This is a genomic window from Sphaerisporangium rubeum (assembly GCF_014207705.1).
GTDB lineage: Bacteria > Actinomycetota > Actinomycetes > Streptosporangiales > Streptosporangiaceae > Sphaerisporangium > Sphaerisporangium rubeum.
In genome coordinates this window covers 4,805,234-4,828,689 of record NZ_JACHIU010000001.1, presented here as the reverse complement: position 1 = coordinate 4,828,689, position 23,456 = coordinate 4,805,234, and the positions used below count along the sequence as shown (strand labels likewise).

Below are 23,456 nucleotides of genomic sequence, written 5' to 3'. Positions count from 1 at the left end.
TTATAACCAATCCGCATCGCCGCAGGTGAACGGCCATGCCGCCAGGCTTCCCGCAACCCGGCCCCACCCCATCAACGACCAACGATCACTAAACTGCACCGAATCCGGAGAAAAGGGTGACGAGCTCTGCCGTAGTCAGTAAAGCTCATCGATGACCCCACTCCGCAGACGGCGACTCCTGGAGGACGAGTGTCCGTTCCCCGTCCGAGCACCGGCTTCTCACCCGAGACCGCCGCCGCGCTCAGCCAGGCCGACCGGGGAATCCGCAGCCGCATGGGGAACCACCACGCATTGTTCGACTACTGGCGCTTCGCCATGAGCACCCTGTGCACCGTGAACGCCTTCTACGTCGGCTTCTACCGCGAAGGCCGGAAAATCGTCTACCCGTACACCTTCGACGACACCCTGCCGAGCGAGAACTACATCCAGCCCGAGGTCTTCACCTACGGCCCGGACGGCCAGGCCGCGTGGATCCTCCGCAACCGCCGCCCCTACACGTACGCCATGGACCACGGCCGGCTCCTGTACAACGGCGTCGCCTTCGGCGACGAGAAACGCATGTCCGCCGACGCCGTCACCATCCCCGTCTACGAGACCCCCGAGCCGGAGGCCCCCGTCGTCGGCATCGCCTCCATCCAGTCGTACCGGCGCGACAGCTACACCGGCGAACACGTCCGCGCCTTCGAATGGACCGCACGCTCGGTGGCCACCGTCCTCAGCCGCGAACGCGAGGACGCACTGAACCGCGCCGAACTCGCCACCCCCGACCCGGCCGCCGAATCCGAACGCCTGTCCGTCGCCGACGTCGTCCAGGACGTGTCCGAACGCCTCCGCGAGCTGCACCGCGACATCTGCCGCGTCGCGGCGGCCCTGCCGGCGGACCGGCCCGACCTCGTGGCGCTGGTGGCGGCGCTGCGGTACCGCTGCGAGCGCACGCAGACCGAGACGATGGACATCATCGCCCGGCCGTCGGTGCACGCGGAGACGCTGCTGCGGTCGCTGTCGGGGAAGGAGCGGGAGATCGCGCTGCTGATCGCGCGCGGGGGGATGACGAACAAGGAGATCGCGGCGCAGGTATTCGTCACGGAGTCCACTATCAAAGGGCACGTGTCCAGAATTCTGCGGAAACTCGGAGTGGAGCAACGTTCTGGAATCGCGGCCAAGCTGAGTCAATTCACCGAGTAGTGCGGGGTGTGGTGAGGTGCGGGTGGGTGTCACGTGCGGTTCACCTCTGTTCACCCTCCGACGCCGGGTAGTACTTAGTACTGTCCTGGCCGGTTGAAAACCCGTCGCGGACGTCGGGGCTTTATCCGATCGGTCCCTATATCGTCCTATTGTCATATGGGAGGGATTTGTCGGTACCTGGCGGCTTTCGGGCCGTAATCGTGGGTTACTGGCGGCTGGGGGGCCGTACAGGTGCCGGCGCGAGCTGAGGAGCTCGACATGGAAGGCCTGACGATAGCCATCCTCGCGCTAACACTGCTGTCCACAGTGGGCTTCGGCTGGATGACCAGGAGGGGGAGCCTCGCACAGGCTCCGGTCACCGCCGAGTTCCCACTGGCACCGCTCGCCGCGGCTCACATCGCCGGGGTGGCCGCGCTCACCGCCAAGGAGAGATCGAGTCGAGAGCCTGTTGACGTGATGCGTACTGATGACGGGTACCGGGTCGAGGTCGGCTGCCGGGCCGGGGTCATGACCTTCGACATCGTGGGCCTGGGGGAGGGGTCACGATGCCGGGTCGAGGCCCGGGCCGGGGACCTCACGCAGATCGGGTTGCCGGACATCGGGGGGATCGGGGTACCGGCTACCGACGTGCTGCACCTGCGGGTGGGGATGCCACGGAACGCGGCCAAGCTTGTACGGCGACGGCACCGGGTGTTCCGGGCTTTGACTGTGGCATCAGCTCGGGACGCTGCCTATGGGGACGTTCCTTGGGTCGTCCACGTGTGACGCCTGCCGGTCTGAGCCCTGGCCGCGATTGGCGGCCGGGGCTCAGCGGGTCTTTTCGGCTGGTTCAGGGTCGGTGTCGAGGCGTTCCACGCAGAGACCGTCCAGCTCGCCTGGCTCGAACCTGCACAGGCCGGAGACCCACCAGAAACGGCCGGCGCTGTCGCCGCTCAGGCGGTAACGGTGCTCGCCGTAGAACGTGGCCCAGCCTTGGTCCGGTAAGCCCATCACGATCAGAGTCGTAGCCGGTTCGTCATGTGCGAGAGCATTCAATCGATAGATCCGTGCGGTGCCGTCGTCGCTTGTGGTGGTGAGGTGGGTGCCGTCGGGTGAGTAGGCCACGGCGGTGAGCCAGCGGGTGTGGCCGGTGAGGGTGTGCAGGCAGGTGCCGGTGGCGAGGTCCCAGATGCGTGCGGTGCGGTCGTCGCTTGTGGTGGTGAGGTGGGTGCCGTCGGGTGAGTAGGCCACGGCGGTGACGCTGCCGCTGTGGCCGGTGAGGGTGTGCAGGCAGGTGCCGGTGGCTGGATCCCAGATGCGTGCGGTGCCGTCGTCGCTTGTGGTGGTGAGGTGGGTGCCGTCGGGTGAGTAGGCCACGGCGATGACGCTGCCGCTGTGGCCGGTGAGGGTGGTCACGCAGGTGCGGGTGGCTGGATCCCAGATGCGTGCGGTGCCGTCTCGGCTGGTGGTGGTGAGGTGCGTGCCGTCAGGTGAGTAGGCCACGGCGGTGAGCCAGCGGGTGTGGCCGGTGAGGGTGGTCACGCGGGTGCCGGTGGCGAGGTTCCAGATGCGTGCGGTGTTGTCGTGGCTTGTGGTGGTGAGGTGGGTGCCGTCGGGTGAGTAGGCCACGGCGGTGAGCCAGTCGTTGTGGCCGGTGAGGGTGTGCAGGCAGGTGCCGGTGGCCAAATCCCAGATGCGTGCGGTGCCGTCTCGGCTGGTGGTGGTGAGGCGGGTGCCGTCAGGTGAGTAGGCCACTGAGGTGACCGAGTCGTTGTGGCCGGTGAGGGTGTGCAGGCAGGTGCCTGCGACGGGGTTCCAGATGCGTGCGGTGCGGTCTCGGCTTGTGGTGGTGAGGTGAGTGCCGTCAGGGGAGTAGGCGACTGAGGTGACCGAGTTGGTGTGGCCGGTGAGGGTGTGCAGGCAGGTGCCGGTGGCGAGGTTCCAGATGCGTGCGGTGCGGTCCTCGCTTGTGGTGGTGAGGTGGGTGCCGTCGGGTGAGTAGGCCACTGCGGTGACGCTGGCGTTGTGGCCGGTGAGGGTGCGCAGGCAGGTGCCGGTGGCGGGGTTCCAGATGCGTGCGGTGCGGTCTCGGCTTGTGGTGGTGAGGTGGGTGCCGTCGGGTGAGTAGGCCACGGCGGTGAGCCAGTGGTTGTGGCCGGTGAGGGTGTGCAGGCAGGTGCCGGTGGATGGATCCCAGATCCGTGCGGTGCCGTCTCGGCTTGTGGTGGTGAGGTGGGTGCCGTCGGGTGAGTAGGCGACTGAGGTGACCGGGTTGTTGTGGCCGGTGAGGGTGTGCAGGCAGGTGCCGGTGGCGGGGTTCCAGATCCGTGCGGTGCCGTCTCGGCTTGTGGTGGTGAGGTGGGTGCCGTCGGGTGAGTAGGCGACTGAGGTGACCGAGTTGGTGTGGCCGGTGAGGGTGTGCAGGCAGGTGCCGGTGGCGGGGTTCCAGATGCGTGCGGTGCGGTCGTGGCTTGTGGTGGTGAGGTTGGTGCCGTCGGGGGAGTAGGCGACTGAGGTGACCGGGTTGTTGTGGCCGGTGAGGGTGTGCAGGCAGGTGCCGGTGGCGGGGTTCCAGATGCGTGCGGTGCGGTCGTCGCTTGTGGTGGTGAGGTGGGTGCCGTCGGGTGAGTAGGCCACTGCGGTGACGCTGGCGTTGTGGCCGGTGAGGGTGCGCAGGCAGGTGCCGGTGGCGGGGTTCCAGATGCGTGCGGTGCGGTCTCGGCTTGTGGTGGTGAGGCGGGTGCCGTCAGGGGAGTAGGCGACTGAGGTGAGCCAGTCGTTGTGGCCGGTGAGGGTGCGCAGGCAGGTGCCGGCGGCCGGATCCCAAAGTTCCGCGTTGTTACCGTTCGCAAGAGCCAGCAGGGCTCTCGTCGGGTGCCACACGGTCATGGAGGTCGCGGTGGCACTTGGCTGGAGCATCAGGCGAGGAGGTTCGGATGGCATGGCGGTTCCCCAGCCTGAAAGCACGTCGATGTTCGCGTTCCTGGCGGAGGTGAGCTTGGTCCGATCACAGCTCACTCTCCCCATGGCCGCGTCACGCAACTCCACGCCGATCAGCGACGCCTCGTCCAGGACCGCTCCGGTGAGGTCGGCGCCGGTCAGGTCCGCGCCGTCGAGGACGGCGCCGGTGAGGCGAGCGTCCGACAGGTCTGCTCCGGACAGGTTCACCCCTGCCAGGCGCGCTCCGGTGAGGTCCGCGCCGCGGAAGACGGCCCCGCTCAGATCCTCTTTCGGAGTGAACACCTCGCCGCGCAGGTTCTCTCCCGCGTAGTCGAGCAATCGGATGCCGCGTGCAAGACCGTCCTCCCGGAACACCCCCAGCAGCGTCCGAGCATTCCGCTTGCGCCAGTCGCTCACATGTCCTCCGGGTCGTCACCAGACCGGCCGTCCAGCCAGGCCTCGACGGACTCAGGGGCCAGGTCACGCAGGAAGCGGCCGGTCAGCGGAGTGAGCCGCGCGTCACCGATCAGGTCGTCGGCCCGGCCGGCGCGGAAGAACGTCGCGAGGTGTGACGCCAGCAGGAACTCCCAGACCGACTGGTGCGTGAACTTCCAGCATCCGTCACCGACCTGCAGCAACGTCCGGCTGCCGGCGATCTGCGCGGCCTGGTCGACGGTCAGCTCCAGTCCCGGCAGGTCCAGCACGTCCCGGACCGCTTGCTGGAGCGCGTCCTCGGTGACATCCCGTTCTCCCGCCTGCCACAGTCGCAGCGCGATCTCCTCCAGGAGTTCTCTGCGCTGCTCCTCGGACACGGCGCCTCTCCCCGCGGGGTCGATCCGCGCCGCCTCCTCGCTGAGCCAGCGGCTCACCAGCCGGTCGTAGAGGTCGGCGGCTGTCACCACCCCACGGCCGACGGCGGATCTGATCTCCTCAAGCCGCAGGTCCTTGACGATGAAGGACAACATGCGGGGGGTTCTGGCGAGCTCAGGAAGGTTGTCCACCTGACGCAGCGCGGCCATCCACTCGCCGGCGAGCACGACGGGGTCCGCCGCACCCTCTAGTTCGAACCAGCGTCTCAGGAACGCGCGTTGCTGGTCGTCGTCGAAGGGCTCCAGCAGGCGTACCCGGCCGTGGTGCACCGTCTGGAGGCTGGCGAAAAGGCTGCTGGTGACGTTCTCGGTACTGCGGAAGTGGCTCGGCCTGGTGGTGAGCAGGATCCTCGCGCGTCCCTTGGCGGCGTCCAGGAACGTGCGGAGCTGTGCCGCGGCGTTGTCGTAGCCGACCCGCACGGCGAACTCGTCGTATCCGTCGATCAGCAGGGCCAGTGAGCCGGCCTCCAGGCTGTGGCGGAAGTGGTCCGGGGCGAACGACGTGTTACTGGGGATCAGCACGTTGGAGACCATCTCCGCCACCGTCTGGCGCTTGTCCCGGTCCTTGAGGTAGACGACGATCGGGGTGATGCCGAGCCGGTCGTTGTCCAGCATCCGGTGCGCCAGCCGCCGCACGAGGAACGACTTGCCGTACCCGGCGTCCCCGAGGACCAGCACGAAACAGCCGTCCTCGGCGAGAAGCTCCCTGGAGACCTGGTCGAGCAGGTCGTCCCGGATCTCTGACTCTGCGCCGCCGAACCGATCGATGTCGCGGTACCGCTGCGGCTGGTAGAGCTTCTGCGGGTACAGCCGGTCGTTGTCCAGCTCGCGCTTCAGCCATGTCCGGTACGCGGTGCAGTCGAGCAGTGCGTTGTACTCGTTCCAGGTCTTGACGCGGATGCCGTGCGGCACCAGTGCGTGTTCCCGCAGTTCCGGCTCGTCAGGGCCGCGATGCACCAGGACGAACTCGGAGTGCTGGACCCGCGCGGGACCGAAGACCCGGCGGTCGAAGTCCTCCAGGGTCGTGCGGTCCAGCGGTCCGTCCACGATGCCGACGTACCGCAGCGGCCTGCCGTTCTGGTGAACCAGGAGGTAGCGGAGCGGCGGGTCCTCCGTTCTACGGGAATGGATCTGTGCCTCTTTCCCCAGGTCCTGCTGTGTCGTCCACACAACCTGCTCGGCGAAGTCACGTCCCCGTTCCCAACGCTCCCAGAGCTCTCCCGTTTCGAACCGGCTCACCTCGTCGGCCGTCTGCCGCCTCGAATTCCACCCCGGCACAATGAGCCTGACCGGCACCTGCGTCCTGCGTCGCTCAGGATCGGCCCGAATATCCGGCATCCAATCCCGTACGCCGTCCCACTCACGAGCCCAGCGAGTGGTGTTCCAGGCGTCCACCCGGAGGACTTGGTACTGGTTCCGCGTCTCCCCTGGCCGCCAGTCCTCGGTCACGGCCGCGGAGCCGGTGGCGAGAACGAGGGTCCCGTTCGGCAGCCGGTCTTCCTTCCCCGCATGGGTGTGGCCGTGCAGGATCAGATCGAGCCTGTCGCGCAGGATGTCGCTGAGCGCGTCCTCGTCCCGGAGGTTCTCGTTGTCGGCCACCGCCTTTCGGCGAACGTTGTGGTGCAGTACCCCGATCCTGAGCATGCCGTCCAGCTCGCCGAGTTCCCGCGCGAACCACCGGAGCTGGCCGTCGCCGCACCAGCCGTAGTGGTCGTCGTCCCGGTGACTCTCCTTGATCGTGGAGTTCATCGCCGCGACGGCCACCCGCAGTTCATCGAACCTGTGCAGCCGGTAGGGCCGTTCCGCCGTGAACGCCGTCGGGTCGTGCAACTCGGTCACGAACCTCTGGTAGTTCTCCCACTTGGGGAAGTAAGGGACGGCGAACTCTTTCCCCTTGGCCCGGCACTCGTAGAAATGGGCCTCGCTCCACGACCAGCTCACGTCGTGGTTGCCGGGAACCACCACCACACGTTCCCTGGACAGCCCCGTGATGGCACACACCTCGTCGAGGAAGGCGAGCGCATCGGCGAACTCGTCCTCGTTGGCCCTCTCGGTGATGTCTCCCGAAAGGATCATCAGGTCCGGCTCCGGCACCCTCTCGTCCCGCTTTAGCCGCTCCAGGTCCCGAATAAGGTTCCGGGCCAGTGAATCCTCTGTCCCAAATCGGTGATACTGACCGAATTGCGTATCCGAGACATGAAGGATTGTCACACTTGGGGAGTTATTTCCCGTTGGCACCGTTCTGTGTCCCACCTGACCGGCCGGTATTCCATCGAGACGCTACTCTTTGACGGCAATACTGGCATAAAGAAAGGATCCGGGTGCCAGATCTCCCACCCCCCGAGCACCACCACCACCCCACCCCCCGCCGCAGACGCTCCTGGACCCGAGGCGACCTGCCACCCCTACCCCGTCCCGCCACGTCCCCCGACCAGTGGGCCGACCCCCCGCAAGCCCTCGAAGAACTCCGCGTCTGGGCCGAGCACCGAGCGCTGGAACACCTCGACTGGTACACCCGCGACAAGAAGTTCCGCCGCGTGGCCTCCCGCTTCCTCCGCGCCGCGGCCGTGCTCCTGGCCGTCGCCGGCGGCGCGTCCCCCCTGGTGCTGCACGAAGGTCCAGGCGCCAACCTCGGCTACGTCCTGCTCGCCATGGCCGCCGGCTGCGTCGCCTTCGACCACTTCTTCGGCATCTCCTCAGGCTGGATGCGCGACATCGCCGCACTCACCACCCTGCGGGGCCGCCTCACCCGCTTCCACCTCGACTGGGCCGCCTGGCAGTCCACCCCGGCCGAGCCCGACCGCACCACCAAGGGCCTGGCCCTCATCGACGGCCTCGTCACCGACATCGTCCGCATTTCCGAGGCCGAGACCGCACAATGGATCGCCGAATTCAACTCCTCCATAGCGTCCTTACGGCAACAGTCCACCCCCGCGGTGACCTCGACCTCCGACCTGATGACCTGGAGCCACAAAGGCGAATTGTCCCCCTGATGCGGAATTCCCGCATCGCCTACCCCGGCGACGCGACCGTCATTTCACACCACACCACTTTCCCCCCACTCGCCGGCCGCCGCACCCCCCACCGCGCGCACAACGCGATGACGATCTGAAGCCCCCGTCCGCTCTCGTCATCCACCTCCGCCATCCGAGGCGACGGGGGACACGGCGCGCCGTCCCACACCTCGACCACGAGCAGCCCCGGACTTCGGAACAGCCCGAGCCACACGACATCGAGCAGGCCACCGGCCTCCCCGGAGGCGTCCCGCTGCCGGGGTACGGCGACGGCCCGCGTGGCGTTCGTGACCAACTCCGACACCACCAGCTGCACGTCGTCGGCGTACCCGTCCAGCCGCCATTCCGAGAGCGCCTGCCGCACGTATCGCCGCGCCGTCCCCGCTGCCGATGGCATAACGGGCAATTGCCACGAGACTGAATCAATTGCCGTCGTCACGATTTTCCCCTTCGTTGTTTTCCTCGAACCTCCGCTCCTGCGGGTATTCAGCGTCGTAAGCTGCCGGGGAAGGCGTCGTCCGTACCCACGTAATGTGAGTGCGGAGTTTTCCCCGTGAGCGTCTGTGAGGAAAACATGAGCAGTAGTCGAATGACCCCTCTCGAATTCTTCGCGAGAGAGCTGCGGCAGGCTCGTGAGTGTGCCGGGATGAGTCAGTCCCAGCTTGCTGCGGCGATCGTCGGTTACTCCGCTTCGTTCGTCGCGATGGTCGAGACAGCACGGCGGGTTCCCAAGCCTGACTTCGCGCAGCGGTGTGATCAACTCTTTTCTACAGGTGGCATCCTCACTCGACTGGCAGAAGATCTCGTATGCCGTGACATGCCACCGGAGTGGACCGGCAAGTGGCTGTCCATCGAGGACCGGGCAACGGCACTGCTGTCGTACGAGCCGCTTGTCATACCCGGCCTGCTCCAGACCGAGCCCTACGCGCGCGCGCTCCTCGCCGCTTCAGGACGGCAGTTCGACGTGGACGATCTTGTGTCGGCACGGATGGAGCGGCAGGGGATCCTCAAGAGGGAGCGTCCGCCGATGCTCATTGCCGTTATGGATGAAGGGGTTGTCCGTCGTCATGTCGGCGGACCCAAGGTGATGCACGACCAGCTCATGCACTTGATCGACGTCAGCGAGCGATCCGATTTGATAATCCAGATTGTTCCGTCCGACTCAGGTGTCTACGCTGGTCTAGCTGGAGCATTCGTCGTCGCATCATTTGATGATAGAGACGTTGTTTATGTGGACAGTGCGCTTCGTGGCGATGTTGTGGAGCGATCGGACGACGTGACGATTATGAGACGGATGTGGGAGGTACTACGCGCAGAGGCCTTACCGAAGAGTAAGTCGATCGATCTCCTAGTGAAGGTGGCCAAGACATGGGAATGAATGACGGCAACTGGTACAAGTCCTCCTACAGCAGCGGAAACGGCGAAAACTGCGTGGAAGTGGCCGGTATGGCTGGCGTCATCGCCGTACAGGACAGCAAGGACCCCGCGCGTGGCGTTCTTCGAGTACCAGTAGGTGAGTGGCGCTGTTTCCTGAGCGGCTTGGACGTCGGCAAGCTCGACTGCTGAGCTGTAGTCGGAGGTGGCGCTACAGATGGACACTGCTAACGGTTGGCGGAAGTCGTCACACAGCAGCGGCAACGGTGGGGACTGCGTAGAGGTGGCAGGTTCACCTGGACACGTCGCTGTACGGGACAGCAAGGACGTCGGCCGCGGCGCACTCCGCATCTCTCCCGGTGAGTGGCACCGATTCCTCGGCGCACTGGATCGAGGAGAACTCGACCGCTGACACCTCACCGGCTGACCCCCGCACAAGGCGCGGGATTCACCGCACCACGTCCCGCCGCGTCGACGCCGCGGAGGAAGAACCCCAGTGGCGGGGGTGGTTGGTCGGTCCTCGGTGGTGTGTTGCTGTTCCTGGGCCGTTGGTCCCGGCGTGTCGTAGCTGGGATGAACTCCTGTGGCGGGTGGTTGGCTGGTCGTCGGTGGTGGGTTGCTGTTGCCGGGCCGCTGGTCGCGGGGTTTCGGCGCGGCAGAAGTTAGAACTCCATTGGTGGGTGGTTGGCCGGTTGTTGCCGGTGGATTGTTGTTGCAGGGCAGTCGGTTGCGGCACACTCCGCTACAGCATGGTGTCCGCCGGCTGTCAGAGATGGTCGATGCGAATAGGGGTATTGGGGATGGCCAAGAGGAGGATTACCAGTCCACCCCCGAAACGGCTGGTCGGTTTCGGCGTCCAGGTGAGTTGTGCGAGAAGGTGAAAGTTTCGCCGATCCGTGAGACCGGTTCCTGCGGTGCAGGGGAGCCGCTACCCATTTGTGTCGTCTAACAGGATCCATAACTGGCCTGTTGGCTGAGGTTGAGACATCGCTCCGCTTTTAGGACAGCATCAACCCGCTTATTGTTCCCTCTCTTGCGGCAAAGGCAAGGCGGTATGCCGGATAAGGCTTGTCCCGCTTTCGTCTCCGGTGTGCGATCCTCCGTCGTGACGGCGCCTCCCCCAAGCGTCTTGGCGGTGTGGTGCGCCGGAAAAGGTCACCGGTACGAAGGGGATGGTAAGTGAAACTTCGTCGAGGACTGCGGGCTCTGGCACTAGGCGCGGCGGCGATGCTGGCGCTGACCGGGATCACCAGCCAGCCGGCGAGCGCGGCGAGCGCCAAGGCCGCAGCGCTCAGTTGCCCCATCAGGATCACCGATCCGGTCGCGTTGTACGGGACTTCCGTCTATTCACTGGTCGAGGTCAACTGCAACCAGCGTGTCAGCTACATCGGCGGGTACCTTTCCCTGTACCGCGACGGGGTGTTCCTGAACTACGCCGAGACCTACCTCTACAACACCTCTTACGCCTACAAGCTCAACATGGTGACCTGCGTCCCCGGCAACTACCACGTCATGGGCTACGGTTTCGCCAACCTCGACGGCGGCGCACCCGATTTCTCGCTGCGCGTCGCCAGCACGCCGACTTACATCTCCTGCACCTGAGCGACGACCCGGACGAAAGGCCCGGTCCCACCGGGCCAGAGTGAGTGGATGGACATCGGCGACTCCACGTCCACGTTCATGTCACCGTCCTGACTGACCCGGCCTCGGTTTTCGTGTTCCCGTCAGCCATGATGGAACACGAAAACCCGGTCGCGTTTCTGCCGTTAACCGTCGTCGGCACGTGCTCATCGGTGCAGATCGATTCTCGATCATCTGAGGCCGAACCAGTGCGTGAGGTGCACTGACGGCAAACCGAGTCGTCAAATGAATCGGCTGGTACGACCGGCGAGCGTCTCGTTCACGGACTCCTCACCGGCCGTCCCCCGTGCAAGGCGCCGGATCGCGCCAGCTCGCCCTTGATGGCGAACTGGCGATCTTCGGGTACTCCCGCCCACGGCCACCGCACGATCGTCGGCACAACACTCGATGATCGCGGTGGCCGTCGCCATCTCTGCCACCAGCCCACGCACAAGATCGCAATCTACGGCTGGAGTACTAGGCTGAACTTCATGATCCTGCGCCATGTGACCGTCGACTGTGCCGATCCTTATGAGCTCGCGAAGTTCTGGAGCGCCGTAACCGGATGGCCGGTGTCCGATGATGACGCGCCGGGCGACTCCGAGGTCCTCGTCGAGGCTCCCCCGTCCGTGCCCGGGATGCTGTTCATCCAGGTGCCCGAGGGCAAGACGGTGAAGAACCGGATCCATTTCGACTGGATGCCCACCGAGCGGACCCGCGACGAGGAGGTGGAGCGCGTCATCGCCTTGGGTGCGAAACTGTATGAGGATCATCGCACCGCCGAGGGGCTCGGCTGGGTCACGTTGCTCGACCCCGAGGGCAACGAATTCTGCGTTGAGCGGAGCACGGCCGAACGTGGCCTCTGACATGCCGTAGATCGGCGACTTTCCGGTGGGCGAGCGTGGAGACGCCGACGTCCACCACGACCACCAAGTGTCGTGCCGACGATCGTGCGGTGGCCGTGGGCGACAGCGTGGCGACCTCGCGCTGGCGGTCGATGTTCGATGTCAGGATCTACGGCTGGAGTGTTGACCAGGCGCTCATGAGGCGGTCGCTGTGACAGAAGTGCAAGCCAAGCGCGTTCTACCTGGGAGTATCGACGCCGACGTCGCTGGTCGCGCGGTACGTCGTGTCAAGGACTACCTCACGCGGTGTCCCGAGCAGTCGACCATCCGAGTCGCCGGCGAGCACGGGAGTGAGGACCCCATGATCCTGCCTCGCGAAGCCGTCAGCCTGCTCGCCTTCATCCTCGCGCAGGCCGTCGAGGGCCGAGGGATGACGGTCGTGCCGTCCCATGCCGAGCTGACGACGCAAGAAGCAGCGGACATGCTCAATGTCTCGCGGCCAATTTGATCAAACTGCTGGAGGACGGGACGATCCCGTTTCGTCTCGTCGGCAAGCACCAGCGTGTCAGATACGAGGATCTTCAGGAATACAAGCGGCGCGATGACGCCAAGCGTCGTACGGCCGCCGACGATCTGGCCGCGCTCGGACAGGAGCTGGGTATCTGAGCATGGGGTTTGTGGTGGTCTACGACGCGAACGTGCTGTATGGCAACACGATCAGAGATCTGCTCATCTGCCTGGCTACCACGGGACGGCTCCAGGCCAAGTGGACCGGCGGAATCCTGGACGAGACCTGCCGGAGCCTCGTCGGCAATCGTCCTGACATCGCTGACGAGGAGTTGAACAGACGCGGGTGATCCCGTCCAGTCAGATCGAGCTGACGTGACGAGTTGGGGGACCAGGTAGTTTCCTGATCTGCGCCACCCGGCACCGTGCGGGCCCTGCGGCGATGTGTCGGCGAAGCGCATACGACGGAAGAGGAGTGAGCGGTATGGGAGAGCGTACGTCCTGGGCGGACAAGCGAGCCGAGGTCATGGGACGGCCCGGTGCGGGGGCCGCGTACGAGGCGGCTCGCCTCAGGTTCGAGTTGGGGGAAGCCGTACGGCACCGGCGCGAGGAGCTTGGGCTGACGCAGGCACAGCTCGCGGAGCGGGCAGGCCTCCAGCAACCGGCGATCGCGCGGTTCGAGGCCGGGGGGACCATGCCGACGATTCCGATGCTGGAACGGTTGGCTGAGGCGCTCGAAGTGCGGCTCAGCGTTCAGTTCCAGCCGGTTCGGAAGGCGAGTTAGTCACGGCAAGGTGAGGATTTCGCTGCCGGTGTCGGTGACGACGATGGTGTGTTCGAACTGGGCTGTGCGTCTGCGGTCCTTGGTCACGGCGGTCCAGCCGTCGGGCCACAGGTCGTAGTCGATGGTGCCGAGGGTGAGCATGGGTTCGATGGTGAAGGTCATGCCGGGGACCAGGGTGACGGTCAGGCTCGGGTCGTCGTAGTGGGGGACGATCAGGCCGGAGTGGAAGCTGGTCGAGATGCCGTGGCCGGTGAAGTCGCGGACGACGCCGTAGCCGAAGCGTTTGGCGTACGCGGAGATGACGCGGCCGACGATGTTGAGCTGGCGGCCCGGGGCGACGGCCTTGATGGCGCGCATGGTGGCCTCGTGGGTGCGTTCGACCAGGAGGCGGGACTCCTCGTCGACGTCGCCTACCAGGAATGTGGCGTCGGTGTCGCCGTGGACGCCGCCGATGTACGCCGTGATGTCGATGTTGACGATGTCGCCGTCGCGCAGGACCGTGTCGTCGGGGATGCCGTGGCAGATGACCTCGTTGATCGAGCTGCACAGCGACTTGGGGTAGCCGCGGTAGCCGAGCGTGGAGGGGTAGGCGTCGTGATCGCAGAGGAACTCGTGGCCGATGCGGTCCAGCTCGTCGGTGGTGACGCCGGGGGCCACGTGCTTGCCGACCTCTTGGAGGGCCTGCGCGGCGATGCGGCCGGCGACGCGCATGCGTTCGATGGTCTCGGCGGTCTGGACGTCGGGGCCGCCTTTGCGGGGTTGCTTACGGCCGACGTACTCCGGTCGCTCGATGTGTGCGGGGACCTTGCGGGGCGGGGAGATCCGCCCTGGCCGGAGCAGAGTCGTCATGGCGCCAAGTCTAGTTGCGCTCCGGCGGGGCAAGATGTGGCAGAGATCGTGCGTGGCGGAGGTTCCGGGTGTGCCACCCGGGGATGGAGGTCGACATGGCCGGGGATCAGTGGTGGTTCTGCCTGAAGCACATGGCGGTCGAAGGGGAGAAGGGCTGCCCCAACAAGGACCGCCTCGGGCCGTACGCGACACGCGAGGAGGCCGCTTCTGCCATGGAGACCGCCGCGGCTCGTAACAAGGCTTGGCAGGAGTCGGACAAGGAGTGGGACGGGGACTGAGCAGCCGGGGGCTGCTGGGACGCGGGTCGGCGCTGTCAACGCGGCGCCGGATCCGCCGTACCTCGTCCCGCCGTCGCGGCGCCGGTCGGGGCTCGGCGGGTGGTGAGGGAGAGGGGTCGTGGGATGTTCGGAGCGGGGTTGATCCCTGTCCGGGATGCCGGCTCGGAGCGGTCGTTGTCACGGGATCTGAGGGTTGTCGGACGGCCGAGGGTCCAGCCGTGTCGTGTCTTGTGTCGGGTGTTCTTTCGCGGTCGGGTGGGTGGGGTTGTGGGTGGGCCGGTTGGTTGGAGTGGGTCGGCTCTGATGGGTGGGCATGGGTCACACCAGCCGAAGAGGGGTTTTGTCACCCCGCAGGGATGCGGCTTTCAGGGCGGCGTGGCTCGATCACCCGCACCTGAGACTGAGATCTCCGAACCGCCGTCGCGTGGTTGATCGGACCGGCCGTCTTCACGGCGGGGGCCGGTGGTATTAGGTAGGGCTGTGCGGAGACATGAGGTGCGAGGGAGTGCGCAGGAGGCCGGCGTGGTCGCGGTGCTGGAGTGTGTGGTTCTGGACTGTCCTGAGCCGTTGGAGCTGGCCGGGTTCTATCGGTCGTTGCTCGGCGGTGAGGTGAACCGGCCGGATCGGCGGTGGTCGCTGGATGACGACTGGTCGACGTTGCATCTGGCGTCGGGGCAGGTCTTCGCGTTCCAGCGAGCGGAGGATCACCGGCCGCCACGGTGGCCGGACCCGGCGTACCCGCAGCAGTACCACCTGGACTTCGGGGTGTCCGACCTGGAGCAGGCGCACGAGGTGGCGATGGCCGGTGGGGCCACGCTGCTGGAGGACTCCGAGGGATCGAGCTGGCGGGTGTACGCGGACCCGGCGGGGCATCCCTTCTGCCTGGTGTACCACCGGTGGCTGGCGAAGGAGACCGCCGCCGAGTGACGGTGAAGCGCGGGCCGCTGCGCGGGGGTCGGCGGCCTGAGGTCAATCGGGGACGCGCGGCCCGGTGATGCGCTCGGCCAGCCGGGCCAGGCGGTCGATCAGCCGGGTGCCGGAACGTGAGACGTCGCCGGCGGCGGCGCTGACGAGGTGCTGCGCGGCGTCGAACGTGAACACGCCGTCCTTGGCGGGGACGCTGAGCGCGTCGTGCGCGAGGGACTCGAGCTCCGGGTCGCCGCCGTCGAGCGCGATGATCGTGGCGCCGGTGCGGCGAGCGTCGTCCACCCGTTCCAGCAGCGGCACCGGGGCCCGCTGCTCGGTGACGACGAAGACGGTCTCACCACGGCCCGCCGCCTCGACCCGGTCCATGCCGACGGCCAGATGTGGCGGTGCCCCTGGTGGGGGTGACCACCGGATCAGCGTCGGCGCGAGCTGGTCGAGGCCGGACAGGCGGGCCTCGTCGTTGAGGTGTGCGGCGAGATGCCACGGCTCCTCGTCCGGCGAGCCCACCACCAGCAGGCCACCTCTGCTGCGGGTGGCTCGCAGGTACAGCCCGAGCTGCCGGGTGCGCTCGACCCAGCCGGTCGAGGAGAGCACATCACGCAGGAAGGCCACCGACGCTGCGTCCATGACGTCCATGGTGCATCAGCGGCCCCGCCGCCGTCCCGCGAAGCGCCGCACGGCGACACGGTGTGGCGGACTGTGGAACGCGGTGGTTTCCCGTGGGGCGGCGGCCATGAATGTCGGTGTGGCTGGCATCATCGGGAAGATCCGCAGGGAATAGAGGAGAGCATGAGCGACGAGCGCGCAGAGGTGGACGGCCTGACCATCGGCATCCTCGGGGGGACCGGGGATCAAGGTAAGGGGCTGGCCCGGCGGTTCGCGCTGGCCGGCAACCCCGTGGTCATCGGGTCCCGGAACGCGGCCCGTGCCGAGGAGGCGGCGGCGAGCCTCGGCGACCTGCCGGTACGCGGCGCCGAGAACAGCGCGGCGGCGTCCGAGGCGGACGTGGTGATCGTCGCGGTTCCGTGGGACGGCCACCGTGCCACCCTTGAGTCCCTGCGGTCCGAGCTGGCCGGGAAGATCGTCATCGACTGTGTGAACCCGCTGGGCTTCGACAAGCAGGGTGCCTACCCGTTGCCGGTCGAGGAAGGCAGCGCGGCGCAGCAGGCGGCGGCCGTCCTTCCCGACAGCCGGGTCGTGGCGGCTTTCCACCATGTGTCCGCCGTCGTCCTGCTGGATCCCGCTGTGGAGCGTGTGGACCTGGACGTCCTGGTGCTGGGGGACGACCGCGAGGCCACCAACCTGGTGCAGGCGCTCGCCGACCGCATCGCGGGGGTCCGGGGGGTGTACGGCGGCCGGCTGCGCAACGCGCACCAGGTGGAGGCACTGACCGCCAACATCATCTCCATCAACCGGCGCTACAAGGCCCACGCGGGGATCCGGATCACCGACGTGTGAGGCGAGGCGGCAGAAACTGACAAATGGGGTGTCGAGCGTCATTCTTGGTGGCATGACCTCTATGCACTTCGACAGCCGGGCCGTCCATCTTCCCGTTCCTCCGGTGGAGGGGGTCCGGCCGATGGCGCCGCCGTTGTACCAGACGTCGGGGTTCGCGTTCGATGATCCGGAGGTGCTGTCGGACGGGTTGAGCAGGCCGGATGGCGCCTTCGTCTACGGACGGATGAGCAATCCGACGGTGCGGACGCTGGAGGAGGCCGTCGCGGGGCTGGAGGGCGGGGTCGGCGCGGTGGCGGCGGCCTCGGGGATGGGGGCCATCAGTGCGGTGCTGCTGGGGGTGCTGAAGGCGGGGGATCATCTGGTGGCGCAGCCGGCCCTGTACGGGGGGACGGCGGGGTTGATCGCGGATCTGGTGGAGAGGTTCCAGATCTCGGTCACCTTTGTGGCGCAGGACGACCCGGAGGCGGCGCGCGCGGCGATCCGGCCGGAGACGCGGCTGATGTACCTGGAGACCATCGCGAACCCGATGACGCAGGTGGCGGACATCGCGGGGATGTGCGCGGTGGCACGGGAGGCGGGGGTGCCATCCGCGGTGGACAACACCTTCGCCTCGCCGGTGTTGTACCGGCCGCTGGAGCACGGTGCGGACATCGTCCTGCATTCCACCACCAAGTACCTCGGCGGACACAGTGACGTGCTCGGCGGTGTCGCGGTGTTCGGGGACGACGCGCTGTACCGCAGGGTGTGGTCGCAGGCGACCGAGCTCGGCGCGACCCCCGACCCGTTCGGCGCGTGGCTGACGCTGCGCGGCATGCGCACCCTGCCGCTGCGCATGACACGGCACTGCGAGAACGCGCGCGTGCTCGCGACCCGGCTGGCCGGGCATCCCGCCGTGGCCGCCGTGCACTGGCCGGGGCTCGCGACGCACCCGCAGCACAAGCTGGCCGCCTCGATGATGCCGGACTTCGGCGGCATGCTGGCGTTCGACCTCGCCGGCGGCCGGGAGGCGGGGGAGCGGTTCATGAGCGCCGTACGGCTCGCGCTGCTCGCGCCGTCCCTCGGCGGGCTGGAGACGCTCGTCATGCATCCCGCTACGACGTCGCACCGCAAGCTGCCCCCCGAGGACCTGGCCGCGGCCGGCATCGGACAGGGGACGGTGCGGGTGTCGACCGGCATCGAGCACGCCGAGGACGTGTGGGCCGACTTCGCGCAGGCCCTCGACAAGGCCGCCGGGTGAACGTCCGGGGGTGAGCGTCCCGGCCGCGGACGGCACGCCAGGGACCATGAGCCGGTACCTTCGCCGGATGCGCGGGGTGGGTAGGCCGTTATCGTCGTTGGGTCGGCTTCCGGCACGGAATGCCGGCTCGGTGCCGAGACGAGGGAGCGGTACATGGTCGTGACACGTGGGGACGTCGAGCGGGCCGCGGCGCGGATCGGCGCGCACGTGCGCCGCACGCCGGTGCTTCAGGACACGCCGGAGCTGGCGTTGAAGATGGAGTTCATGCAGCACGGCGGTTCGTTCAAGGCCCGTGGCGCGTTCAACCGCATGCTCGCGGCCGGTGACCTCCCCGAGGCGGGGGTGATCGCCGCCAGCGGCGGCAACCACGGTGTCGGTGTCGCGTACGCGGCCCGCGTGCTCGGCGTGCGGGCCGAGATCTTCGTACCGGAGATCTGCGCGCCGGTGAAGGTCGAGGGCCTGCGGGCCCTCGGTGCGCGGGTCACCCAGACCGGGGCCATCTTCGCCGAGGCGTACGAGGCGTCGGCCAAGCGGGCCGCGGAGACCGGCGCTCTGGAGATCCACGCGTACGAGCATCCGGACGTGGTCGCCGGTCAGGGTACGGCGGGGCTGGAGCTGCTGGAGCAGACCGGCGGGGTGGACACGGTGCTGGTCGCGGTCGGCGGCGGCGGGTTCGTGGCCGGGGTCGCCGCGGCGCTCGACGGCGCGGCCACGGTCGTGGCGGTGGAACCGGCCCTCAGCCCCACGCTGCACGACGCGCTGGCGAACGGCGGCCCGGTGCGGGTGCAGGTCGGCGGGGTGGCCGCCGACGCGCTCGGCGCGAGCCTGGTCGGCAAGGCCGCCTTCGACACGGTGGTCGCCGCCGGCGTGCGGTCCGTCCTGGTGGCGGAGGACGCCATCGTCGAGGCGCGCCGCCACCTGTGGCGCACGTACCGCGTGGCCACCGAGCACTCCGGCGCCACCGCCATGGCCGCGCTCACCTCAGGGGTCTACGTACCGGAACCGGGGGAGCGGGTGGCCGTGTTCGTCTGCGGCGCCAACACCGACCCCTCGACATTGGTGTGAGGCGGTCCGCGAACCGCGACCGCCGGTACCGATCTCCCGGCATCGGTGTGAGGTGGTCCGCGAACCGGACCCGTCACGTGGAACGCGCGACCGCCGGCACCTGCCGCTCGGCAGCGGTGTGAGAAGGGCCGTGCCGGGACGGGCCCGGCACGGCAGGGGGACGGGTTACCGGTAGCTGTGCTCGGGGGTGGGGAAGGCGCCGGAGACGACCTCGTCGGCGAAGGCGCGGACGGCGTGGTCCATCTCGGTGGCCAGGTCGAAGTACTTCTTGACGAACTTCGCGGGCTGGGGGGTGAGGCCCATGAGGTCCTGCCACACCAGGACCTGCGCGTCGCAGGCGGGGCCCGCGCCGATGCCGATGGTGGGGACCGACAGCGCCGAGGTGACGCGTTCGGCGAGTTCGGTGGGGACGCATTCGAGGACGACGGCGAAGGCGCCGGCGTGTTCGAGTGCCTTGGCGTCGGCCATGAGCTCGTCGCCGGACTGGCCGCGGCCCTGGACGCGGTAGCCGCCGAACACGTTCACCGACTGCGGTGTGAGGCCGAGATGGCCCATGACGGGGATGCCGGCCGAGACCAGGGCCTCGACCTGTGGCAGGACGCGGCGGCCGCCTTCGAGCTTGACGGCGTGGGCCCCGGCCTCCTTCATGAAACGGGCCGCCGACTCCAGCGCCTGCTGCGGAGACGACTGGTAGGAACCGAACGGCAGGTCGGCGACGACCATGGCGCGGGAGGAGCCCCGCACGACGGCCGCGGTGAGCGGGATGAGGTCGTCGACGGACACGGGAAGTGTGGAGTCGTAGCCGTACACGACCATGGCGGCGGAGTCGCCGACCAACATGACGGGGATGCCGGCCTCGTCGAACACACGGGCCGTCATCGCGTCGTAGGCGGTGACCATCGGCCATCTCTCGCCGCGCTCCTTGGCGGCGGAGATGTCGCGGACGGTCACCCTCTTGCCTGCCTTACCGCCGTACAACATGGTCGGTGAGCTGGACATACTTGGTGCAGAGGACATCGTAGATCCCTCCAGCCTCGTGGCGCCCTTGTGGCGTCCCCGGACGGTCAGCATCATCGCACGCGCGACCTTCATCACAACACCGGGGAGTGCCCTTCCTCGTCCCCGCAGCCCGGCGGCCGTGCCCGTTCCTCCGCACCGCCTGCCCCCGTACCGGGTGCGCTCACCCTTGACTTGGTCCGCCGTACGCGCAGGGGCCGGGAGGGCCGGGCCGAATCCGCGGGGCCGGCCCAAGGCCCGGTTCAGGGGTGTCTGCATCCGGACAGGTGTACGAAACCACCCGTACCCCCTACTTGGGAAGATATTTCGATACGGGACGGTTGCGTATCGTTGGCGCATCCACTACGGTCGCGTTGCGAAACTACCGCGTATCGAAACTTTTGTGACAGCTCAAAATGGGGGCAAGAGAGTGGAAACGGCGACGGGACACCCGCGCAGATGGCAAGTCCTCGGCGTGATGGTGTTCAGCCTCCTGGCGGTCGTGCTGGACAACACGATCCTCAACGTGGCGCTCAAGGTCATCTCCGACCCGGTGGAAGGGCTCGGCGCCACGCAGAGCCAGCTCGAATGGGCCATCAACTCCTACACGCTGGTGTTCGCCGGCCTCCTGTTCACCTTCGGGGTGCTCGGTGACAGGTTCGGCCGTAAGCGGATGCTGCAGATCGGCATGATCCTTTTCGGCCTGGCGTCCCTGGCCAGCGCCTACGCGCAGGACCCGGCGCAACTGATCGCCGCACGCGCCGCCATGGGCCTCGGCGGGGCCGCCGTCATGCCGGCCACCCTCGCGATCATCGCCAACGTCTTCTCACCCAAGGAGCGCGGCAAGGCCATCGGCCTGTGGGCCGGCGGCGTCGGCCTCGCCATCGCCATCGGGCCCATCACCGGCGGCGTGCTGCTCGAACACTTCTGGTGGGGCTCGGTCTTCCTGATCAACGTGCCGGTCGTGGCCATCGCCTCGGTGCTGATCGCGCTGATCGTGCCGGACTCCCGCAACCCCGACAAGGCGCAGCTCGACCCGATCGGCGTGCTGCTGTCCATCGTCGGTCTCGTCGGCGTCGTGTACGGCATCATCAAGGGCGGCGAGCTCGGCCGGATCACCGACGTCGAGGTGTGGCTGCCGTTCCTCGCCGGCGTCGCGGTGCTCGCCGTGTTCGTCTGGCACGAGCGGCGCACCGCGCACCCCGCGTTCGACGTGCGCGCCTTCGCGATCCCGCGGTTCTCCACCGCGGTCGCCAGCGTCGGCATCGTGTTCTTCTCGATGATGGGTGTGATGTTCTTCCTCGCGTTCTACCTGCAGATCGTGAGGGGGTACGGCCCGCTGCAGGCCGGCGCGCTCGTGCTGCCGTTCGCCGTGGCGCAACTCATCTTCTCGCCGCTCAGCGCCACCATGGTGCGGCGGTACGGCGGCAAGCGGGTCGCGACCCTCAGCATGCTCCTGATCGCGGTGGTGCTGGTCGGGTACGCCTTCCTGCAGGCCGACACGCCGATCTGGATGTTCGAGGTCCTCGGCTTCGTGCAAGGCGCCGCGATGGCCAACATCGGCGCGCCGGCCACCGAGGCGGTCATGTCGTCGCTGCCGCGCGAGAAGGCCGGCGTCGGGTCGGCCATGACCAACACCGTGCGGCAGGTCGCCGGCGCGCTCGGCGTCGCCATCCTCGGCTCGGTGCTGTCGGCCGTGTACCGCGACAACATCGCCGCGTCGCTCACCGCGCTGCCGGAGAACGCGCGGCACGTCGCCGGCGAGTCGATCACCGCGACCCTCGGCGTCGCGCAGTCGCTCGGCCCGCGTGGCGCGTCCCTGGTGGAACCCGCCAAGGAGGCGTTCATGAACGGCATGCACATCGCCGCCATCGCCGCCGCCGTGGTCGCGCTGCTCGGGGCCGCCGTGGTCGCCAAGTGGCTGCCGGGTAAGGAGGCCGTCGCCGCGCCGGCCGCGAGTCCGGACACCAAGGAACCGGCAGTAGTGTGAGTTCACCATGGTGACTGATCAGGTTGGGACGGCCCGCGCGCCGGGCCGTCCCCGCAGCGAGAAGGCCGAGAAGGCGATCATCGAGGCCACCATCGACATGATCGCCGAAGGCGCCACGGTGGCCGAGTTGTCCATCGAGGCCGTCGCGTCCCGGGCCGGCGTAGGCAAGACGACCATCTACCGCCGCTGGTCCGGCAAGGAAGACCTGGTCCTCGACGCTCTCACCAGCCTCAAGGCCCCCCTCCCCGACCTCGACGCACCGACCGTCCGCGAGAACGTCCTGCGCTACCTGTCGGTCATGCAGCACGAGTCCCACAGCCGCCGCACCCGCTGCATCATGAACATCGCCCTCAGCGAGTCCGAACGCTTCCCCCACCTGGCCGAACGCTTCCGCGAGATCGCCATCCGCCCCCGCCGCGAAGCCCTCCGCTCAGTAATCCAACGCGGAGTGGCCTCCGGCGAACTCCGCCACGACACCGACATCGAGGTAGCCATGGCCGCCCTCACCGGCGCCATGCTCTTCTTCACCAAGTGGCCCGGCAACGACGACCCCCTCCCCGAGGACCTCGCAGAACGCATCGCCGACCAGGTCCTCACCGGACTGCGTCCGTAACGAGCCCCCGAGGCCGCGACCTGGCCGGCAACTTGACCGCGTATTGCTACGTGTGGCTTTTGCGTGGACATGCGAAGTAAATTGCCGATCATTTATGGGCTGGAGCGAGCCACTCGGCAATGGTGGCCGAACATACCGCGGGTTGCCGCTGCGTCGCACGGCCAGTCCAAGTCTTGCCGTACTGGAGCGCCGGTCAGGCGAAAGTTGCAACCGTAAAAAACCACTCATGCCGAAGCGCTATGGAACGTCGAACTTCTTGCATCGTCGGAATGCGCATAGCAGTATCCAGGTGAATAGATATTCGACCGGTCGTCATGAGTGGCCGAAAATCTGTAAATTGGATGCTCCTTAAGGTGGATCGGCTCTCGCGCATTCCGGCAAAAAACACATTGAATCTTGTTTTGGGTCCGACTTGGCGCGGGACGGGAAGCGGTCCTCCAGGGAACCGCTTCAAATCGGATGGAGATGACAGAATGCCCCCGATGAAACGCGTCGCAACTCGAAGCCTACGGCTCGGCCGCAAGGCGATGATCGTGCTGCTCGGTACCGTGTGCGTGGTGGCCGGAACCACGACTTCCGCTTTCGCCAGCGGGACCAGTCCCACCACCAATGGCTGCTACTCCACCTGGGGAAGCACCGGGACGAGCGCACACTGCTTCAACGTGACCGTGACCGGGAACTACCGGAATCACGCCGCATGTCAGTCTCAGCCCGACAAGGTTTCCAGCTGGCTGTGGATCACCGCCGGATCCACGGTCGACAACTGGGGACAACTGAACTGTACATTCAAGATAACCAGCTCGCGCATTGAATTCACGGGATAATCATCACCGGTCAGGCTGAAACACTCGGCAAGGCTGAGGACCGAACAAACCCGTCCCGCCGCTGCGGCGCCACTCTGCTGAGGCTGATTCGGCGGGACGGGT

26 protein-coding genes are annotated in these 23,456 nt (G+C 67.4%); 20 read left to right on the top strand and 6 right to left on the bottom strand.

Going from position 1 to position 23,456, the window contains the following annotated elements:
* Positions 1–189 precede the first annotated feature (189 nt).
* Both BJ992_RS34365 and BJ992_RS20780 read left to right on the top strand, forming a co-directional pair.
* Positions 190–1,185: a LuxR C-terminal-related transcriptional regulator gene (locus tag BJ992_RS34365; RefSeq protein ID WP_221474907.1), complete on the top strand. Its 996-nt coding sequence runs from the start codon at positions 190–192 to the stop codon at positions 1,183–1,185.
* 258 nt (positions 1,186–1,443) lie between these two features.
* Positions 1,444–1,950, top strand: coding sequence for a hypothetical protein (locus tag BJ992_RS20780; protein WP_184983520.1), 507 nt, complete (start codon positions 1,444–1,446; stop codon positions 1,948–1,950).
* A gap of 42 nt (positions 1,951–1,992) precedes the next feature.
* On the opposite strand, the gene BJ992_RS20775 is transcribed toward BJ992_RS20780, so the two are convergent.
* Together BJ992_RS20775 and BJ992_RS20770 are read right to left on the bottom strand one after the other, a co-directional pair.
* The gene (locus BJ992_RS20775; protein ID WP_184983518.1) at positions 1,993–4,521 is read right to left on the bottom strand and encodes a WD40 domain-containing protein; all 2,529 of its coding nucleotides are present in this window, start codon (positions 4,519–4,521) and stop codon (positions 1,993–1,995) included.
* Complete coding sequence (locus BJ992_RS20770) at positions 4,518–7,184, bottom strand: metallophosphoesterase (protein ID WP_184983516.1); 2,667 nt, start codon at positions 7,182–7,184, stop codon at positions 4,518–4,520. Before BJ992_RS20770 ends, BJ992_RS20775 begins: the two co-directional genes overlap by 4 nt.
* Before the next feature lie 110 nt (positions 7,185–7,294).
* On the opposite strand from BJ992_RS20770, the gene BJ992_RS20765 reads away from it, so the two are divergent.
* Positions 7,295–7,966 carry an SLATT domain-containing protein gene (locus BJ992_RS20765; RefSeq protein ID WP_184983515.1) on the top strand — a complete coding sequence of 224 codons (672 nt, stop codon included), beginning with the start codon at positions 7,295–7,297 and terminating at the stop codon, positions 7,964–7,966.
* A gap of 19 nt (positions 7,967–7,985) precedes the next feature.
* On the opposite strand, the gene BJ992_RS20760 is transcribed toward BJ992_RS20765, so the two are convergent.
* Positions 7,986–8,384: an ATP-binding protein gene (locus BJ992_RS20760; RefSeq protein WP_184983513.1), complete on the bottom strand. Its 399-nt coding sequence runs from the start codon at positions 8,382–8,384 to the stop codon at positions 7,986–7,988.
* Positions 8,385–8,576: 192 nt separating this feature from the next.
* Here BJ992_RS20760 and BJ992_RS20755 point away from each other — a divergent pair, with 192 nt between their 5' ends.
* The 9 genes from BJ992_RS20755 to BJ992_RS20720 all read left to right on the top strand — a co-directional run bounded on the left by BJ992_RS20755 (position 8,577) and on the right by BJ992_RS20720 (position 13,117).
* On the top strand, positions 8,577–9,365 hold the full coding sequence (locus tag BJ992_RS20755) for a helix-turn-helix domain-containing protein (RefSeq protein ID WP_184983511.1): 789 nt from the start codon (positions 8,577–8,579) through the stop codon (positions 9,363–9,365).
* Positions 9,356–9,553, top strand: a complete 198-nt coding sequence (locus BJ992_RS20750; RefSeq protein WP_184983509.1) for a DUF397 domain-containing protein — start codon at positions 9,356–9,358, stop codon at positions 9,551–9,553. Before BJ992_RS20755 ends, BJ992_RS20750 begins: the two co-directional genes overlap by 10 nt.
* A 25-nt stretch (positions 9,554–9,578) precedes the next feature.
* On the top strand, positions 9,579–9,773 hold the full coding sequence (locus BJ992_RS20745) for a DUF397 domain-containing protein (RefSeq protein ID WP_184983507.1): 195 nt from the start codon (positions 9,579–9,581) through the stop codon (positions 9,771–9,773).
* A gap of 767 nt (positions 9,774–10,540) precedes the next feature.
* Positions 10,541–10,963: a hypothetical protein gene (locus BJ992_RS20740; protein ID WP_184983506.1), complete on the top strand. Its 423-nt coding sequence runs from the start codon at positions 10,541–10,543 to the stop codon at positions 10,961–10,963.
* A 509-nt stretch (positions 10,964–11,472) separates the two neighbouring features.
* Complete coding sequence (locus BJ992_RS20735) at positions 11,473–11,847, top strand: VOC family protein (RefSeq protein WP_184983503.1); 375 nt, start codon at positions 11,473–11,475, stop codon at positions 11,845–11,847.
* Positions 11,848–12,187: 340 nt separating this feature from the next.
* The gene (locus BJ992_RS32240) at positions 12,188–12,334 is read left to right on the top strand and encodes a hypothetical protein (protein WP_221474906.1); all 147 of its coding nucleotides are present in this window, start codon (positions 12,188–12,190) and stop codon (positions 12,332–12,334) included.
* Positions 12,331–12,492 (top strand): MerR family transcriptional regulator, encoded by a 162-nt coding sequence (locus BJ992_RS32235; protein WP_221474905.1) that lies wholly within the window; start codon positions 12,331–12,333, stop codon positions 12,490–12,492. Before BJ992_RS32240 ends, BJ992_RS32235 begins: the two co-directional genes overlap by 4 nt.
* A 2-nt stretch (positions 12,493–12,494) precedes the next feature.
* Complete coding sequence (locus BJ992_RS20725; protein ID WP_184983502.1) at positions 12,495–12,683, top strand: hypothetical protein; 189 nt, start codon at positions 12,495–12,497, stop codon at positions 12,681–12,683.
* A gap of 134 nt (positions 12,684–12,817) precedes the next feature.
* Complete coding sequence (locus BJ992_RS20720; protein ID WP_184983499.1) at positions 12,818–13,117, top strand: helix-turn-helix domain-containing protein; 300 nt, start codon at positions 12,818–12,820, stop codon at positions 13,115–13,117.
* On the opposite strand, the gene map is transcribed toward BJ992_RS20720, so the two are convergent.
* Positions 13,118–13,966: a type I methionyl aminopeptidase gene (map, locus tag BJ992_RS20715; RefSeq protein WP_184983497.1), complete on the bottom strand. Its 849-nt coding sequence runs from the start codon at positions 13,964–13,966 to the stop codon at positions 13,118–13,120. It lies immediately after the preceding gene.
* 95 nt (positions 13,967–14,061) lie between these two features.
* On the opposite strand from map, the gene BJ992_RS20710 reads away from it, so the two are divergent.
* The gene (locus tag BJ992_RS20710; RefSeq protein ID WP_184983495.1) at positions 14,062–14,244 is read left to right on the top strand and encodes a hypothetical protein; all 183 of its coding nucleotides are present in this window, start codon (positions 14,062–14,064) and stop codon (positions 14,242–14,244) included.
* Between the two features lie 495 nt (positions 14,245–14,739).
* Positions 14,740–15,171: a VOC family protein gene (locus BJ992_RS20705; RefSeq protein ID WP_343072784.1), complete on the top strand. Its 432-nt coding sequence runs from the start codon at positions 14,740–14,742 to the stop codon at positions 15,169–15,171.
* Positions 15,172–15,213: 42 nt separating this feature from the next.
* Here the strand turns inward: BJ992_RS20705 and BJ992_RS20700 are convergent, their stop codons facing one another.
* Positions 15,214–15,798 (bottom strand): hypothetical protein, encoded by a 585-nt coding sequence (locus tag BJ992_RS20700; protein WP_246496732.1) that lies wholly within the window; start codon positions 15,796–15,798, stop codon positions 15,214–15,216.
* Between the two features lie 162 nt (positions 15,799–15,960).
* Here BJ992_RS20700 and npdG point away from each other — a divergent pair, with 162 nt between their 5' ends.
* The 3 genes from npdG to BJ992_RS20685 all read left to right on the top strand — a co-directional run bounded on the left by npdG (position 15,961) and on the right by BJ992_RS20685 (position 18,931).
* A complete protein-coding gene (gene npdG / locus BJ992_RS20695) occupies positions 15,961–16,629 on the top strand; it encodes an NADPH-dependent F420 reductase (protein WP_184983491.1) in 669 nt (222 codons plus the stop codon).
* A 52-nt stretch (positions 16,630–16,681) separates the two neighbouring features.
* Positions 16,682–17,866: a trans-sulfuration enzyme family protein gene (locus BJ992_RS20690; RefSeq protein WP_184983489.1), complete on the top strand. Its 1,185-nt coding sequence runs from the start codon at positions 16,682–16,684 to the stop codon at positions 17,864–17,866.
* 153 nt (positions 17,867–18,019) lie between these two features.
* Complete coding sequence (locus BJ992_RS20685; RefSeq protein ID WP_184983487.1) at positions 18,020–18,931, top strand: threonine/serine dehydratase; 912 nt, start codon at positions 18,020–18,022, stop codon at positions 18,929–18,931.
* 165 nt (positions 18,932–19,096) lie between these two features.
* Here BJ992_RS20685 and panB read toward each other — a convergent pair whose 3' ends face one another.
* Positions 19,097–19,930 (bottom strand): 3-methyl-2-oxobutanoate hydroxymethyltransferase, encoded by an 834-nt coding sequence (gene panB / locus BJ992_RS20680; RefSeq protein ID WP_246496730.1) that lies wholly within the window; start codon positions 19,928–19,930, stop codon positions 19,097–19,099.
* 475 nt (positions 19,931–20,405) lie between these two features.
* Here panB and BJ992_RS20675 point away from each other — a divergent pair, with 475 nt between their 5' ends.
* From BJ992_RS20675 to BJ992_RS20665, 3 genes are all read left to right on the top strand, one after another.
* Entirely contained in the window at positions 20,406–21,917 is a 1,512-nt protein-coding gene (locus BJ992_RS20675; protein ID WP_184983483.1) for an MFS transporter, read from the top strand.
* A 7-nt stretch (positions 21,918–21,924) separates the two neighbouring features.
* Complete coding sequence (locus tag BJ992_RS20670; protein ID WP_184983481.1) at positions 21,925–22,530, top strand: TetR/AcrR family transcriptional regulator; 606 nt, start codon at positions 21,925–21,927, stop codon at positions 22,528–22,530.
* 482 nt (positions 22,531–23,012) lie between these two features.
* A complete protein-coding gene (locus tag BJ992_RS20665; RefSeq protein ID WP_184983480.1) occupies positions 23,013–23,354 on the top strand; it encodes a hypothetical protein in 342 nt (113 codons plus the stop codon).
* Positions 23,355–23,456: the final 102 nt, after the last annotated feature.